This window comes from Acinetobacter pittii, from assembly GCF_034064985.1.
In the GTDB taxonomy this organism is placed as follows: domain Bacteria; phylum Pseudomonadota; class Gammaproteobacteria; order Pseudomonadales; family Moraxellaceae; genus Acinetobacter; species Acinetobacter pittii_H.
This window is the reverse complement of sequence record NZ_CP139249.1, coordinates 2,162,772-2,177,224: the sequence shown is the minus strand read 5'-3', so window position 1 is coordinate 2,177,224 and position 14,453 is coordinate 2,162,772. Positions and strand designations below refer to the sequence as shown.

Below are 14,453 nucleotides of genomic sequence, written 5' to 3'. Positions count from 1 at the left end.
TTACATGAAAGCCATGACAAAGTCATGGCTAGAGCGGGGTTGTATTGCTTTTAAACTTTACGTTTATCAAGTTGCTGGGCTAATGCATCGCCACTTGCTTGTACTAACATGACTAAAACAATGAGCACAAAAATTACAGCCAACATAATTTGCATATCAAAACGTTGATAGCCATAACGATAAGCAATGTCTCCTAAGCCACCTGCACCAATAGCACCAGCAATCGCAGAGGAATTAATCATTGTCACAATAGTCACGGTAAAGCCTGCCACAATACCCGGTAAAGCCTCGGGTAAAAGTACATGCCAAATAATTTGTTTACGGTTACAACCCATGGCCTGTGCAGCTTCAATTAAACCTTGATCGACTTCGCGTAAGCTGACTTCTGCAATACGCGCAAAGAAAGGAATTGCAGCAATAGTCAGCGGAACAACCGCCGCCCATACGCCGTAACTCGTGCCGACAATCCAGCGAGTAAGCGGAATAAGCGCAACCATTAAAATAAGGAAGGGTACAGAGCGAGCGATATTGATGACCCAACCCAAAGCTTGATTAATCTTTTGTGACGGATGAATGCCGTGCTCAGAAGTACTGACTAAAACAACAGCAATCGGTAAGCCAATTAAAAAAGCAATAAATGCAGATGCACCTACCATGAGTAAGGTATCTACAGTTCCAGTAATTAATAAATCAATGAGCTGGTCGTGCATAGCCAAGTACCTCAAATTGTGCAATTGCAGTTGATGCATCTTGTCGTATAGATGAAATATCAATTTCTACGTTAGGAATACCGACTAAAAGTGAACCAATAATATGCCCTTGAATGGTATCGACCTGACTTTGATATAAATTGACGGGCGCTTTAAATTTGGCAAGTAATTCTTGAATATCAGGGACCTGATGTGCTTCAGCCTCATATTTCAGTTTTACAATAATATGAGTCGAATCTTCATCGGGTAGAGGACTGATTTTAAAAGGCAGGGTAATTTGCTCAAGGTTTAACAATTCTTGAGTAATTTGTTGTTCTGGTCGTGAAAATACAGACCAGACTTGTCCAGCCTCTACTATCTCACCTTGATCAATCACCACCACTTGATCACAAATTTCTCGAATGACCTGCATTTCGTGAGTAATTAATACAATAGTAAGACCCAGCTCCTGATTAATCTTTTTAAGTAAAGCCAGAATAGTGGCGGTACTTTCAGGGTCAAGTGCAGAGGTTGCTTCGTCACAGAGTAAAATTTCTGGATGGTGAACAAGTGCACGTGCAATACCGACACGTTGCTTTTGTCCGCCTGAAAGTTGCGATGGATAGTAGCCAGACTTATCAGCAAGGCCTACGAGTGCCAGAACTTCATTTACACGCTCATCGATATCTGCTTTGTTGTAATTGGAAACTTTTAAGGGCAATGCCACATTTTCCCAAACCGTTTTTGCAGACATTAAATTGAAATGTTGAAAAATCATTCCAATTCGTTGACGGGTTTGAATGAGTTCAGCATGACTCAATTCAGCAATGTTTTGTTGATGAATATGAATGCTGCCAGTATTTACTAGTTCTAGGCCATTTAACGTGCGAAGTAAGGAAGATTTTCCTGCACCACTTTTACCAATAATGCCTAAAATCTTACCTTGAGGAATATCAAGGTTAATCTCTTTTAAAGCATGCAGTTTTTGACCTTGTGATTGGTAAAACTTATTTAAACCACGAATTTTGATATGAGGTAGAGAAAAATCAACTTGTGATCCAAAACTCACCATTGCCATTCTCCTTATTTCCAGCCTTGAAACCACATACCTTTACCAAAGTCTTTATCCAGAATGTCTTGTGCTTGTTTTGAGTTCTGGAATGCTTTAACAAAGGTTGCAAGTTTTTGGTTTTTATCTTGGTAATCGCGACGGGTCACAAACAAAATTGCATATTTTTTATCGATTGGATCTAAAAATAATGCGCTATGTGGGTCGGTTACCTTTGCCATTTTTAAGTAGTGAGAGAAGCCGAAAATTAAATCGACATCGTTATATGCATGTGCTGTCTGTGGTCCTTCAACTTCAACGAAGCTCAGCTGTTTAGGATTAGCAATAATGTCTTGAGTGGTTGAAAGCTCATTATTAATGTCTTTAAGCTGAATTAAACCTGCACGATGTAATAAAATTAAAGCACGGGCTAAATTGACTGGATCGTTTGGAATAGCAACACGTGCATTTGAAGGTAAGTCGTCAAGTGATTTATATTTTTTCGAATATAAACCTACATGACTTCCTGAACCCACACCAAATGCATGTAAGTCATAACCCGTTTCTTTTACAGCATTACGTAGAAATACGCTTTGCTGGAAAAAGTTTGCATCAATATCACCGTTTTGTACGGCAACATTGGGTGCTCGCCAATCAGAAAATTCAACGAGTTTGACATGAACGCCTTGCTTTTCTACTTCATTGGCTACGCTTTGTAATAGCTCAGCATAAGGTGGGCTAATCCCAATCGTTAAAACATCATCGGCTTGTTTATTTTTAATATAACGGTAACCGACGAGGCCCAGAACTACGATTAAAACCGTAATTCCGAGTAACCAAGGCTTATGCTGTTTGAACTGAATCGCCATAATCTTTCCGTTATTACTTCCAGCCAGGGAACCAAAGTGTTGGCCCAATCTCGGCATCTAACACAGCTTTAACTTTTGGTGAGTTTTGATAGATCTCAACAAATTTCTTTAATTTGTCGCCCTTATCTTGGTAGTCATCACGCACTACAAACAAAATTGCATAACGTTTATTGGTATTGTCATCAAGTAAAAGTGCACTTTCAGGGGCAGCTGTTTTTGCTAAGCGTAAGTAATGCGGATAGCCAAAAGCCAAGTCAACATCATCAATTGCACGAGCAGTTTGTGGTCCTTCAACCTCTACGAATTGCAAATTTTTAGGGTTTGAAACTACATCTTTAAGTGCAGATAAATGATTATTTGAATCTTTAAGCGTAATTAATTTAGCTTGCTGTAAGAGTAGTAGGGCACGACCTTGATTCACTGGATCATTTGGAATGACTACACGTGCGTTTTGCGGCAATTCATCAAGGCTTTTGTACTTCTTTGAATAAAGTCCCACATGTGATGCTGCACCCACTGCAAATGCCTTTAATTTAAAGCCAGTTTCTTTAATTGCATTATCTAAGAAAGGTTGATGCTGGAAAAAGTTCGCATCAATATCCCCATGATTTAAAGTAATGTTTGGTGTGTTCCAGTCAGAAAATTCGACCAGTTTTACATTTAACCCCTGTTTCTTTGCTTCATCGGCAGCAGCTTGTAAAGTTTTTGCAAATGGGGGACTAATGCCAATCACAAGTTCATTTGAGCCACTTTGACGATGTTTATTCCATAAGAATAAAGCAACAAAAAGGACTACAACGACTAAGCCTACGCCTAGCCATTTTTTTGAGGCTGTTTGAGCCATGTCTATCTCCAAATTTAAGCGGTTATTTCTTCAATTGTTGTTAAGTTTTTGCTGTTGTTATTGGGACTACATCGGAACGCTTGAACAGGGTGTTGTTTTGGTAATTGATCACCCCGATTAAAAATTTTGTTCCGCAGTGAACCCGTTTTATATGCAGTTTTATAGCGACCACGTTGTTGTAGCTCAGGAATGACCAAGCGGATAAAGTCGTGGTGAGACTCAGGTGCAACAGTACGTGTTAAATTAAAGCCATCAATATCTGTCTCATCTAAAAGATGAATTAAGTATTCAGCAACTTCTTCGCCACTACCCACGATGAGGGGATAACGGCCACCTAAAACATGCTGAGCTTTTAAGTCATTTTTTGTGATTTGTTGCTCTTTAAATTTTTCGGTAATCGAAACAATACTGTTACTTTTTTGGTAAGGAATCGCTTCATCGTCGGCAAATTTACTTAAGTCGATACCAGTTGAACTCGCGTAATGCGCTAAGCCTGCTTCAGGACTTGCATACTGACGATATTCATTCAGTTTCTGTACGGCCAGATCATGTGTGTCGGCAACAACAACTGTTATACCGACAAACACTTTAATATCATTCGCTGAGCGTCCTTGCTGTTCGGCAAGAGTACGAATCTTTTTCACTTGTTCGCGAATTTTTTCGGGTTTGTCACCGCCAATAAATACACATTCAGCATGACGTGTTGCAAACTGCATACCTTTAGGTGAAGCACCTGCTTGAAATAGGGTTGGAGTGCGTTGCACAGAAGGAGATACCTGAAACACACCTTCACTCTGGTAATACTTTCCATGGTGGTGAATGGTATGCACCTTAGATGGATCTGTAAAAACACGCCGTGCTTTATCTTTTTTAACTGCGTCGTTTTCCCAAGAACCTTCCCAATATTTGTAGCAAAGTTCTAAAAACTCTTCGGCTTGTTCATAGCGGGCATCGTGGTCTTTTAAACCTTTTTGACCAATTAAGCGTTCGGCACTATCTAGATAACCTGTCACGATATTCCAGCCAATACGACCTTGAGTTAAATGGTCGAGACTCGCAAAGCGGCGTGCAAACTGATATGGATGTTCATAGCTCAAATTCACAGTGACCCCAAAACTTAAGTTTTGAGTGACTGCCGCCATAGCTGAAATGAGTGTAGATGGGTCATGGCTCGGAAGCTGAATGGACTCTTTTAAAGTCAGATCAATACCGTTTTGATAGACGTCATACACACCTGTAATGTCCGCAATAAATAAACTATCAAATAAACCACTTTCTAAGGTCTTGGCTTGTTCTGTCCAATAGCTCAATTCGTTAAAACGATGTGATTCATCACGTGGATGTGTCCATAAGCCATGATTAATATGACCAACGCAGTTCATATCAAAGGCGTTTAATAAAATTTCTTTCGCTTTAAAATCTGTCATTACAATGTCCCCCGACGAGGTGGTAAAACACCGTTAAGAACATAGTTCCCAATAAAGTAATATTTCCATCGCGCAGCATCATGCAATGTATGAACGCGCGCATTACGCCAGAAGCGATCTAGACCATCTTGTGACTGACTACCACGGCTTCCTGCAAGTTCGATCAGCTTAGAAGATGCTTTGAGTGCTGTATTGCTACTATGAGCACGTACTTTGGCAACATCGATGGATGCTTTTGCAATACTTTCAGGTGTGGTTTCAATTTTTGCGGCATCAATTGATTGAGCTGCCTGTTTTAATAACACTTCACTTGCCCGTACATCGACAGCAATACGCCCTAATTCATAAATCGTTAAAGGATCTTGGTTTGCAGTTTCTACATTTGAATCAATCCATGGGCGCGCTTGATGCACTCTTTGCAAGCTTTCTTCAAAGGCTGCACGTGCAATGCCTACCTCAATCGATGCATGCATAATTTGCGCAAAAGGACCGACTAAGGTTGGTTGTAAAAATGCAGTATCAAAAGGAATGACATCATCTGCATCGACAAAAACCTGATCAAACTTGACCGTGCCGCTGCCTGTCGTTTTCTGTCCAAAGCCAGACCAGTCATCAACAAGTTTTAATCCTTGTGAACCACTTTTTACAAAGGCTAGATACTCTCGACCCGCATCGTCTAAAACTAAGGTTGGAATACGGTGAGCAAATAAACTTCCTGTGCAGTAAAACTTTTCACCTTGAATCAAATACCCATTTTCATGCGGACGAATATTGGTTTGTTTGTGAGTTGAAGTTTTAGTTTTAAACTCGGCAAGTGCATTACCAAAACGAGTGCCATTTAACACTTCGCCGTATAAACGTTGTTTCTGAGTTTCTGTACCTGTATTGCGTAACACTTCTAATGCATAGAAGTGGTTTTGTGGAATTTGCCCGATTGAACCATCTGCACCGCTTAAAAGCGCAATTACTTTGGCAACTGTATGGCTTGAAACTTCGGCACCACCATATTGCTTTGGTACTGTAATTGCCCAAAGCCCAGACTGGCTCAATGCATCAATTTCGGTATACGGTAAAATTCGCTTAGCGTCTCGCTCAACTGCGGTTTTTTTAAATTGTTCGGCAAATTGTTCGGCAATTTCTAATGCTTCAGCATCATTTTGAATAATGTGCGCTTGGCCAGATGCCGATGTTTGTTTAGTTTGAACCGATTGATATGAAGTCATGACAATTTCTCCTTAAATCCAAGCATGGCGGGCAGGGAAATGACCATTAAGGTAATAATTGCCAATGGCATGTAATTTCCAGCGAACAGGGTCATGTAAGGTATGTACACGGGCATTTCGCCAATGTTGATCTAAATTATGTTGGCTTAAGCTTGAACGACTACCGCCCAGCTCTAGTAGTTTTTCAGAGATTTGTAGAGCCGCATCATTGGCATAGACTTTCGCTTCGGCCACCAAGATCGAAGCTTTAGCTACTTGTTCATCAGTCACAGTTTGAAGTTGGTCGAGTTCATCTAAATATTCAGCAGCTTCATCAAGCAGTAAAATTGCAGCGTCCAGCAAAATATTTAACTTACCTACCTCTTGCAGGGTGTAATGTTCAAAGCTGGCTTTTTCAACGTTTGCATCAATAATTGGACGCGCTTTGTGTATAGTCGATAAAGTATCTTCAAAAGCGGCTTCTGCAATACCGACATCAATGGCTACTTGTAATAACTGAGAATAAGCACCGCGATAAGTAGGGACCTGTGTTAATAAGCGCTCATCAAAAATAAGTTCTGGATTAACTTCAACTTGATTTAATTTAACTGTACCGCTCGCTGTAGTACGTTGACCAAATCCATTCCAGTCATTAATGACTTCAATGCCTTGGACATCTCGGCTAACAATGACTAAAACCACATGGCCTTCAGGATGAACCGCTTTAATTGCGAGCCAATGTGCAAAACTTGTACCTGTAGAATAAAACTTTTCACCGTTTAAAATATATTTACCATTTTCAATGGTGAGTGTAGTTTTTAAGGTTTTTGAATCATGGGTATTACGTTCTGGCCCACCGTTGGCAAGACGTTTACCTGCTAATATTTCTGAAAAGATAAATTGTTTTTGTTGTTCTGTGCCCATGATTTCGATCAGGTTTAACAGACTAATCTGATTTTGTGGAATCTGACCAACATTTGCATCACCTTTACTTAAAATACGGAAAACTTGTGCCAGTGTTTTATTGGAAACAAAAGCACCACGGTATTTTTTTGAAATGCGAATTCCGCCTAAACCTTTTTGGCTAAAGCTTTCAATTTGCTCATGGGGTAGTAAGCGTTGTTGATCACGTGTATTACGGCCCTCTAAAGCAAAATCAGCTACTTGATAAGCAGCATTAATTGCTTGTTGATCATTTTGAATGATTTGGACGTATGCCGTCGTTTTAGATAGAGAATTAGACATAATGACACCTTGTATTGCTGTCATTACCTTACAAAAGAAATATTTTTCCACTAAACGAGGACTTATGCTCAGCTTATGAATAAAAATGCAAAGCAGTTTTTTTGATTTTTAATAGATAAATAAAGATATAGAAATATATTAAAAATCAATAAATTATAATTTTTATCTGTAAAATGAATAACTAAAAATTTTTTAATATGAAAAAGAGCTATAAGTACGGTAAAAAAAGATATAAAAAATATAGACCTAACTGTCAGTGAAAAATGAGCACAATATCCATTGTTTTCATTAAAAATAGCTTCTAAAGTATCTACTTACCATCGACCATTTTTGTACAAATAGTCAAATAAAAATAAACGTGGAGATTTTATGCGGGTTTTGTATCAGTTTCCTTTGTCCCATTATTGTGAAAAAGCTCGCTGGTTGTTAGACCATAAAGAACTTGATTATGTGGCTCATAACTTAATTCCAGGATTTCATCGTGCTTTTGCACAACTCAAAACAGGCCAAAATTTACTGCCTATTTTGAAAGATGATCATCAATGGATTGCTGAATCGACTAAAATTGCACTTTATCTGGATGATACTTATCCAGAGCATTCACTGTTACGTCGTGATGAACAATTAAGGCAGCAAACATTAAAAATAGATAGCTTGGCTGATGAGCTGGGTATTCATGTCCGTCGTTGGGCTCTAGCTCACACGTTGGCGCAAGGAGACCATGCTTTAGAAATTATGATGGGTGAACAAGGCTATTTACGTCAGTTTGAAAAAATATCGAAACCCTTTCTTAAAACATTGGTAAAGAAGAACTATAAACTTGAAGAAGAGCTAGTCAACCAGTCAAAAGAGCGTATGGATGAACTCATAAATGAACTAAATAACTGCTTAATCGAAAATCAGGCACGTTATATGGTGGGTGATCGCTTAAGTCTTGCTGATATTTCTGTATGTTCTATGCTTGCTCCTTTATTGGAAATAAAGGGTACGCCGTGGGAGCGTGAAGAGGCTGAAGGTGTTTCGGAAGAATGGAATAATTATCAGCAAAATTTACTCGATTTACCCCTCGGTCAGTATGTTTTAAGAATATATCAAACTGAGCGTAATGCACGAGTAGATTGGCGCGGAATTTAAAGTCATAAAATGCCCTGAGAAAATCGGGGTTTTTTTATCTCTGCTAGTTGTTTTATTAATGTAGACATTACTATCAATTTTCTAAATGATTTTTATTAAGCCATTTGTTTATATTATTTTGATGCCAAAATTACTTTTTACAATATAAATTCCATTTTATCTAAATGACTAATAACTTTAATTTTTATAATTTTTTGGAAAATACAATTTTTCTAAATACTATTTTTAGCCAAAGTTAAGCCACTTTATTGTGCATGTGTTTACAATGTAATCAATAATTGCCACATTTAAGTGTAAATAGATGAGCTTAATAATAGACAGAAGATTAAAACATAGATTAAAGTAGAAACATGTGAGCAGTTTTAAAGGTATTAATTCTGCAAAACAGATTGAATAGAATAAGTGAAGCAAATGGATGGGTCCAACTTGGAAAAGTTGGCTCGATAATTGCAATTTAATAAAAAATCACTCTATTGCTCTATATGAATGATTCTATAGATAAATAGAGAGAATGATCATCAAGGAGTTCTTATGAAACGTTCTGCAACCTCTCTCATTATTTCAACAGTTATACTTTGTACGGTTGGCGCTACTTCTCAAATTCAAGCAGCAGATACATTAGCTAAAATTAAAAGTACCGGAAAAATCGTAATTGGTCATCGAGAATCCTCAGATCCAATTTCATATGTTGTTGCAGGTAAACCAGTAGGTTATGCAGTCGATATCTGTAACCAGTTTGCAAATGACATTAAAAAAGAATTGAAAATGCCTGGCTTAAAAGTTGAGTACAAGGCAGTAACTTCATCAACACGTATTCCTGAGCTTTTGGCAGGCAATATCGATATGGAATGTGGTACCACTACAAACTCTAAACAACGTCAGCAACAAGTCGGTTTCTCAACTAACTACTATGCAACAGAAGTGCGCATGGCTGTTAAAGCAAACTCTGGCATTAAGAGTTTGGCGGACTTAAATGGTAAAGCAGTTGTTACTACTCAGGGCACTACATCTGACAAATACATCAAGATGAATGAAAAAGGTCAGGCTGTTAATGTTCAAAATATTTATGGTAAAGATCATGCTGACTCTTTTGCCATGATGGCATCTGGCCGTGCTGCTGCATTTGTAATGGATGATAATATTTTAGCAGGCTTGATTGCTAAGTCTTCTACACCTAAAGCTTTCGCAATTGTAGGTCCGGTACTTTCATCTGAACCTTATGGAATTATGCTTGCTAAAGATGATCCAAAATTTAAAGCGGTTGCAGACCGTACTGTAAATAACTTGTGGAAAACTGGTAAAATGGACGCTTTATATAAGAAGTGGTTCTTATCTCCAATTCCACCAAAAAACACGAATTTGAACATGCAACAAAGTTCATCTTATAAGAAATTAAAAGCTAACCCAACAGATGCAGGAATCTAACTGGATCTTTTTGTCCTAAATTTACTTGTGTAAGTGTAAAGATTCATTTGCACAAGTGGTCTATTTTCTAAAGATATTAATTTAAGGGGCAAACATGTCAGTCGGCTCGCTAAACTGGACTATATTCTGTGCGGAGTCTAATGAATATGGTGTCGATAAAGCCGCATGGGCAGAATCAGTTTGTAAAGCTATTGGTAGCTCAAGCTACAATGCTTATGCTGAGGCACCCACATGGTTACAAATGTTAGGTTCAGGCGTGTTCACTATGGTTTGGACAGCTATTATAGCCTTTCTTATCGCATTTTTATTAGGTTCTCTCCTAGGGGTAATTCGTACATTACCCAACAAACCTCTCGCATTTATCGGCAATTGTTACGTTGAAATTTTCCGTAATATTCCACTTATTGTGCAACTATTCTTCTGGGCTTTTGTTTTTCCCGAGTTTTTACCGGACAGCTTAAGTGCAGGTAGTGGGGATGTAGTTGCTGGTGGTTGGTGGAAAAATATTTTAAATCAGCAACCTGCGGTTATTGGTGTTTTTGCATTAGGTCTCTACACGGCTGCCCGTGTATCTGAGCACATACGTGCCGGAATTAATACCGTGTCTCGTGGACAGAAGTTCGCAGCTTCCGCTATGGGTTTTACTACTGCACAAAGCTATCGTTATGTCATTTTACCGGTTGCATATCGTACCGTATGGCCAACGATTACATCTGAAGCAATGAACGTTTTTAAAAACTCAGCTGTTTTATATGCGTTGAGTGTATTGAATTTCTTTGCTTACACGAAAACCATGCGTGAAGAAACTTCTCAGGACATTATCATTCTTATTCTCTCTACACCTGTTTATTTGATTATCACTTATAGCATTAAGTTTGTGATGGCATGGATTGAGAAACGAATGGCTGTACCTGGCTTAGGTTCAGGAGGGAAGTAATCATGGATTTTTCTTTATTACAAAACCCTGATGTGATCGCGGCACTCAAAGAAGGTTTCATTTTTACGCTTACCGTAACGGTATTAGCAATGATGGGCGGTATCCTAATTGGAACCCCATTGGCAATGATGCGTTTATCTAGCAATGCCATCGCAAGTAATTTTGCAAAATTTTATGTTGATCTGTTTCGTGGTATTCCACTGATTCAGGTGATCTTTATCTTCTACTTTTTGTTGCCGAAAATATTTGAGTTCCAATCTGATACCTATTGGGGTCCGTTGTTTTCGAGCGTTGTAACTTTTGCCATTTTTGAAGCAGCTTTTTTCTCGGAAATTGTACGTTCTGGAATTCAGTCTATTTCAAAAGGTCAGGTACATGCAGGCTATGCGCTAGGTTTTACCTACGGTCAATCAATGCGCTATGTGGTATTACCTCAAGCCTTCCGTAACATGCTCCCAGTATTGTTAACTCAAACAATCATTCTATTTCAGGACATCTCATTAGTTTATGTGATTAGTGCACCAGACTTTTTAGGCCGTGCAGATACATTGGCTAATACATATGGACCTGAAACAAAAGCAACATTCTATTTAATCGTCGCTGTAGTGTATTTCTGTAGCTCGTTTGTGCTGTCGCATTTAGTCAAACGCTTACAGCAAAAAATTGCCATCATTCGCTAATTGGAGATTTTAAATGCCAATGATAGACATCCAACATATCTCTAAATGGTATGGTGATTTTCAGGTTTTAACAGATTGCACGACGAGTATTGAAAAAGGTGATGTCGTTGTTGTTTGCGGACCATCTGGTTCAGGAAAATCAACACTCATCAAAACAGTAAATGCTTTAGAACCATTTCAACAAGGTGACATTATTGTTGATGGAATTTCGCTTAAAGATCCAAAAACAGATCTCGCTAAATTTCGTTCACGAGTGGGAATGGTCTTTCAGCACTTTGAGCTTTTTCCGCACATGACTGTTTTGGAAAATTTGACGATTGCTCAAGTTAAAGTGTTAAAGCGTTCAGTTGCAGATGCTCGTGCAAAAGGTCTGAAATATTTAGAGCGTGTAGGCTTACTTGCTCATAAAGATAAATTTCCGGGGCAGTTGTCGGGTGGTCAGCAGCAACGTGTAGCGATTGCACGTGGTTTGTCTATGGACCCAATCTGTATGTTGTTTGATGAGCCAACTTCTGCACTTGATCCTGAAATGGTCGGTGAGGTTCTTGAAGTTATGGTACAGCTCGCACATGAAGGCATGACCATGATGTGTGTTACGCATGAAATGGGCTTTGCTAAAAGAGTATCTAACCGTTTAATTTTTATGGATGAAGGTAAGATTTTAGAAGACTGCCCAACCCATGAATTCTTTGATAATTTAGAAGCTCGTCATGAGCGTGCTAAACTTTTCTTAGAAAAAATTCAGGCGATGCACTAATAACCCTAATAAAAAAAAGAGCCATTAAAGGCTCTTTTTTTATATCTAATTTTTAGAAGCTATACTTTGCTAGTAGGTTGATACGTGAATAATCACCCTTGTCACCTGCAAAAGTTTCACGTTGACCGTAAGTATATTCTGCTCCTAAATCAATATTTTTAACTGGGTTCCAGATTAAATTGACTAAAGCGTTATAAATTTCTTTGTTATAGCTGGTATTGGTTAAATTGCTATTTGCATAGACGTTATCATCTTTGTATTGAATACCACCTACAGCAAAAGTAGAACGCAGAGTAGGGCTCCATTTACGTTGATATCCAATTACTGCGCTATCGAATTCTCCTAAATTAATATCTTGTGTTGTTGTGTCATAGTTATAAGCCGAATTGCTATAAAGTAAATAACGGCCATCGCCTTTAACATGATAGTAGTTAGCAACTACGCTATCTTGAGGCGTTAAATCATATTTACCACCAACGCCTACACCCCAGCCAAATTTCTCTTCAGAAGTACTATCTTTTGGAGCTACACGGTTTTCATGGGCAAGACCATGTAACTGTAATAGGCCTTTGTTATCCGTAGTTTTGAAATCATATCGTGCTGTTAAAGCAGGAAAACGGCTTCCACCGGCAGCATTACCAGCTTTTTCAACATCGCCACCCTCTAAGGCAACTAATATTTTTTGTTGTGCATTAATTGGTTGGGTGTAACGGACCTGTACTGTACGTGTAGTACCTGTACCGATAGCGCCATTAAAATCTACTGTTTCTGGTGATGTATCTGTGTTTACAAAAGGTGAGGTCGTTTGACCAGCTAACCATTTTCCTAAAGACATATAGGCATGACGAACACGGAAAGTACCATGGCCATTATCTCCATTGCCACCCATGAAATCGGCTTCAATTTTACCTGTTAAATCTCCATATTGAGTTGGACGAGTAATATCTAAGCCAATTCGTGAAGTTGCTGCAGATACATTGAGTGAGTCTTGTTTTGGATCATCTTTATTCAGTGGATAATTGGCACCATTTGAAATACTGCCATTTGAACCTTTAAAGTCATAGGTTGCATCTGCGCGAACACTACCATAAAGCTTGACTTGAGTTTGCCCATCGGCCATAGCCATCCAACCTGGTTTTGATGCAGGGGGTGTAGGGGTGGCAGGTACTGCGGGAATTGTTGCTGGAGCAGTGACAGTTAAAGCTGTTTTTTGTTGATCAGATAGTTTCTGAACGAGTAGTTTTAACTCCTTTACCTCATCACGTAAGGCGTTAACTTCAGCATCTGTAGCGGCATGCACAGACATCGTCACGCTCATTGCACCTAAAGAACTCATTGCTAACACTAGTGTTTTGATTTTATTCACAGGAACTCCCCCGACATGGATAAAAATTTTCCTGCAAATACATAACAAAAATGATGCCAACTTTGCGAAGATTAAAAAATAGTCAAATTTTGATGATTAATTCCTTTTTAGCCTCAAATGGTAGTGAGAATAAGGATTCTGAATAGATAAACCAGATTTAAGCATAAAACTGACTCTCTAAAATGAACCGCCTCTGACACTACTTGCACGTTTAAAAGGCATAATCGAAATAAACTCTATAAAAGAAATAGAGTTTTGCTGTCCATAAACCTTTGTATTTTCAATGCAGAGGTGATGGTATAGGGTTATACTGTCTTTACTGTGAAATTCTGGTTGGAGATTAAGAGTGGAGTTAGATCGTTTTGATAAACAAATTCTAGAAATTTTGTCTCATGAAGACTTAAATTTGAATGAACTTTCAGAACGGATCAATCTGTCAGTCAGTTCTGTGCATCGCCGTATTAAGCACCTGATTGAAGCCAACATTATGGGACAGCTCAAAAGGGAAATTAATTTTAGTAAGCTTGGTTTTACTTTACATATTTTATTGCAAGTTTCACTGAGTAAACATGATAGTGAAACATTTGATAAGTTTCTGTCTGAAATAGAAGCAATTCCAGAAGTAACTAATGCATTCTTGGTAACGGGTCAGAGTGCTGATTTTATTTTAGAGCTTGTAGCACGCAACATGGATGACTACAGTGAAATTTTATTAAGACGTATTGGAAAAATCGACAATGTAGTTGCTTTGCATTCTAGCTTTGTCATTAAAGAATATAATGTGTTTAATTGCTATAACTTGCTCAACAAACTATAAAAAAACGCACCAT

14 protein-coding genes are annotated in these 14,453 nt (G+C 38.4%); 6 read left to right on the top strand and 8 right to left on the bottom strand.

The annotated features are described in order from the left end of the window. Positions 1 to 50 precede the first annotated feature (50 nt). From metI to SOI76_RS10345, 7 genes are read right to left on the bottom strand one after another with little or no spacing between them, the layout of a single operon-like run. Positions 51 to 710 (bottom strand): methionine ABC transporter permease, encoded by a 660-nt coding sequence (metI, locus tag SOI76_RS10375; RefSeq protein ID WP_104079495.1) that lies wholly within the window; start codon positions 708 to 710, stop codon positions 51 to 53. Next, entirely contained in the window at positions 691 to 1,767 is a 1,077-nt protein-coding gene (locus tag SOI76_RS10370) for a methionine ABC transporter ATP-binding protein (RefSeq protein WP_104079496.1), read from the bottom strand. The genes metI and SOI76_RS10370 overlap by 20 nt, the downstream gene beginning before the upstream one ends. A 5-nt stretch (positions 1,768 to 1,772) precedes the next feature. Next, positions 1,773 to 2,606 carry a MetQ/NlpA family ABC transporter substrate-binding protein gene (gene metQ, locus SOI76_RS10365; RefSeq protein WP_104079497.1) on the bottom strand — a complete coding sequence of 278 codons (834 nt, stop codon included), beginning with the start codon at positions 2,604 to 2,606 and terminating at the stop codon, positions 1,773 to 1,775. Between the two features lie 13 nt (positions 2,607 to 2,619). Then, on the bottom strand, positions 2,620 to 3,450 hold the full coding sequence (locus tag SOI76_RS10360) for a MetQ/NlpA family ABC transporter substrate-binding protein (protein ID WP_104079498.1): 831 nt from the start codon (positions 3,448 to 3,450) through the stop codon (positions 2,620 to 2,622). 14 nt (positions 3,451 to 3,464) lie between these two features. Further along, positions 3,465 to 4,877 carry an LLM class flavin-dependent oxidoreductase gene (gene soxA, locus SOI76_RS10355; RefSeq protein ID WP_104079499.1) on the bottom strand — a complete coding sequence of 471 codons (1,413 nt, stop codon included), beginning with the start codon at positions 4,875 to 4,877 and terminating at the stop codon, positions 3,465 to 3,467. Further along, positions 4,877 to 6,100, bottom strand: coding sequence for an SfnB family sulfur acquisition oxidoreductase (locus tag SOI76_RS10350; protein ID WP_104079500.1), 1,224 nt, complete (start codon positions 6,098 to 6,100; stop codon positions 4,877 to 4,879). Before SOI76_RS10350 ends, soxA begins: the two co-directional genes overlap by 1 nt. 12 nt (positions 6,101 to 6,112) lie before the next feature. Beyond that, positions 6,113 to 7,348 carry an SfnB family sulfur acquisition oxidoreductase gene (locus tag SOI76_RS10345; protein WP_104079501.1) on the bottom strand — a complete coding sequence of 412 codons (1,236 nt, stop codon included), beginning with the start codon at positions 7,346 to 7,348 and terminating at the stop codon, positions 6,113 to 6,115. Between the two features lie 345 nt (positions 7,349 to 7,693). On the opposite strand from SOI76_RS10345, the gene SOI76_RS10340 reads away from it, so the two are divergent. From SOI76_RS10340 to gltL, 5 genes are all read left to right on the top strand, one after another. Then, positions 7,694 to 8,458, top strand: coding sequence for a glutathione S-transferase family protein (locus tag SOI76_RS10340; RefSeq protein WP_017386781.1), 765 nt, complete (start codon positions 7,694 to 7,696; stop codon positions 8,456 to 8,458). 531 nt (positions 8,459 to 8,989) lie between these two features. Then, positions 8,990 to 9,883 carry an amino acid ABC transporter substrate-binding protein gene (gene gltI / locus SOI76_RS10335; protein ID WP_104079502.1) on the top strand — a complete coding sequence of 298 codons (894 nt, stop codon included), beginning with the start codon at positions 8,990 to 8,992 and terminating at the stop codon, positions 9,881 to 9,883. 94 nt (positions 9,884 to 9,977) lie between these two features. Continuing rightward, positions 9,978 to 10,820, top strand: a complete 843-nt coding sequence (gene gltJ, locus SOI76_RS10330) for an amino acid ABC transporter permease (RefSeq protein ID WP_002114400.1) — start codon at positions 9,978 to 9,980, stop codon at positions 10,818 to 10,820. 2 nt (positions 10,821 to 10,822) lie between these two features. After that, positions 10,823 to 11,500 carry an amino acid ABC transporter permease gene (gene gltK / locus SOI76_RS10325; protein ID WP_016145033.1) on the top strand — a complete coding sequence of 226 codons (678 nt, stop codon included), beginning with the start codon at positions 10,823 to 10,825 and terminating at the stop codon, positions 11,498 to 11,500. Between the two features lie 13 nt (positions 11,501 to 11,513). Beyond that, entirely contained in the window at positions 11,514 to 12,257 is a 744-nt protein-coding gene (gene gltL, locus SOI76_RS10320; RefSeq protein ID WP_002114298.1) for an amino acid ABC transporter ATP-binding protein, read from the top strand. A gap of 52 nt (positions 12,258 to 12,309) precedes the next feature. Here gltL and SOI76_RS10315 read toward each other — a convergent pair whose 3' ends face one another. Continuing rightward, entirely contained in the window at positions 12,310 to 13,623 is a 1,314-nt protein-coding gene (locus SOI76_RS10315; RefSeq protein ID WP_205668402.1) for a DcaP family trimeric outer membrane transporter, read from the bottom strand. 346 nt (positions 13,624 to 13,969) lie between these two features. Between SOI76_RS10315 and SOI76_RS10310 the strand changes: the two genes are divergently transcribed. Further along, positions 13,970 to 14,440: an Lrp/AsnC family transcriptional regulator gene (locus tag SOI76_RS10310; protein WP_002050132.1), complete on the top strand. Its 471-nt coding sequence runs from the start codon at positions 13,970 to 13,972 to the stop codon at positions 14,438 to 14,440. The last annotated feature ends 13 nt before the right edge of the window (positions 14,441 to 14,453 follow it).

Excerpts from the sequence above, each read along its gene's own strand:
- metI (WP_104079495.1), bottom strand. The coding sequence starts at position 710 with ATGCACGACCAGCTCATTGATTTATTAATTACTGGAACTGTAGATACC.
- SOI76_RS10370 (WP_104079496.1), bottom strand. The coding sequence starts at position 1,767 with ATGGCAATGGTGAGTTTTGGATCACAAGTTGATTTTTCTCTACCTCAT.
- metQ (WP_104079497.1), bottom strand. The coding sequence starts at position 2,606 with ATGGCGATTCAGTTCAAACAGCATAAGCCTTGGTTACTCGGAATTACG.
- SOI76_RS10360 (WP_104079498.1), bottom strand. The coding sequence starts at position 3,450 with ATGGCTCAAACAGCCTCAAAAAAATGGCTAGGCGTAGGCTTAGTCGTT.
- soxA (WP_104079499.1), bottom strand. The coding sequence starts at position 4,877 with ATGACAGATTTTAAAGCGAAAGAAATTTTATTAAACGCCTTTGATATG.
- SOI76_RS10350 (WP_104079500.1), bottom strand. The coding sequence starts at position 6,100 with ATGACTTCATATCAATCGGTTCAAACTAAACAAACATCGGCATCTGGC.
- SOI76_RS10345 (WP_104079501.1), bottom strand. The coding sequence starts at position 7,348 with ATGACAGCAATACAAGGTGTCATTATGTCTAATTCTCTATCTAAAACG.
- SOI76_RS10340 (WP_017386781.1), top strand. The coding sequence starts at position 7,694 with ATGCGGGTTTTGTATCAGTTTCCTTTGTCCCATTATTGTGAAAAAGCT.
- gltI (WP_104079502.1), top strand. The coding sequence starts at position 8,990 with ATGAAACGTTCTGCAACCTCTCTCATTATTTCAACAGTTATACTTTGT.
- gltJ (WP_002114400.1), top strand. The coding sequence starts at position 9,978 with ATGTCAGTCGGCTCGCTAAACTGGACTATATTCTGTGCGGAGTCTAAT.
- gltK (WP_016145033.1), top strand. The coding sequence starts at position 10,823 with ATGGATTTTTCTTTATTACAAAACCCTGATGTGATCGCGGCACTCAAA.
- gltL (WP_002114298.1), top strand. The coding sequence starts at position 11,514 with ATGCCAATGATAGACATCCAACATATCTCTAAATGGTATGGTGATTTT.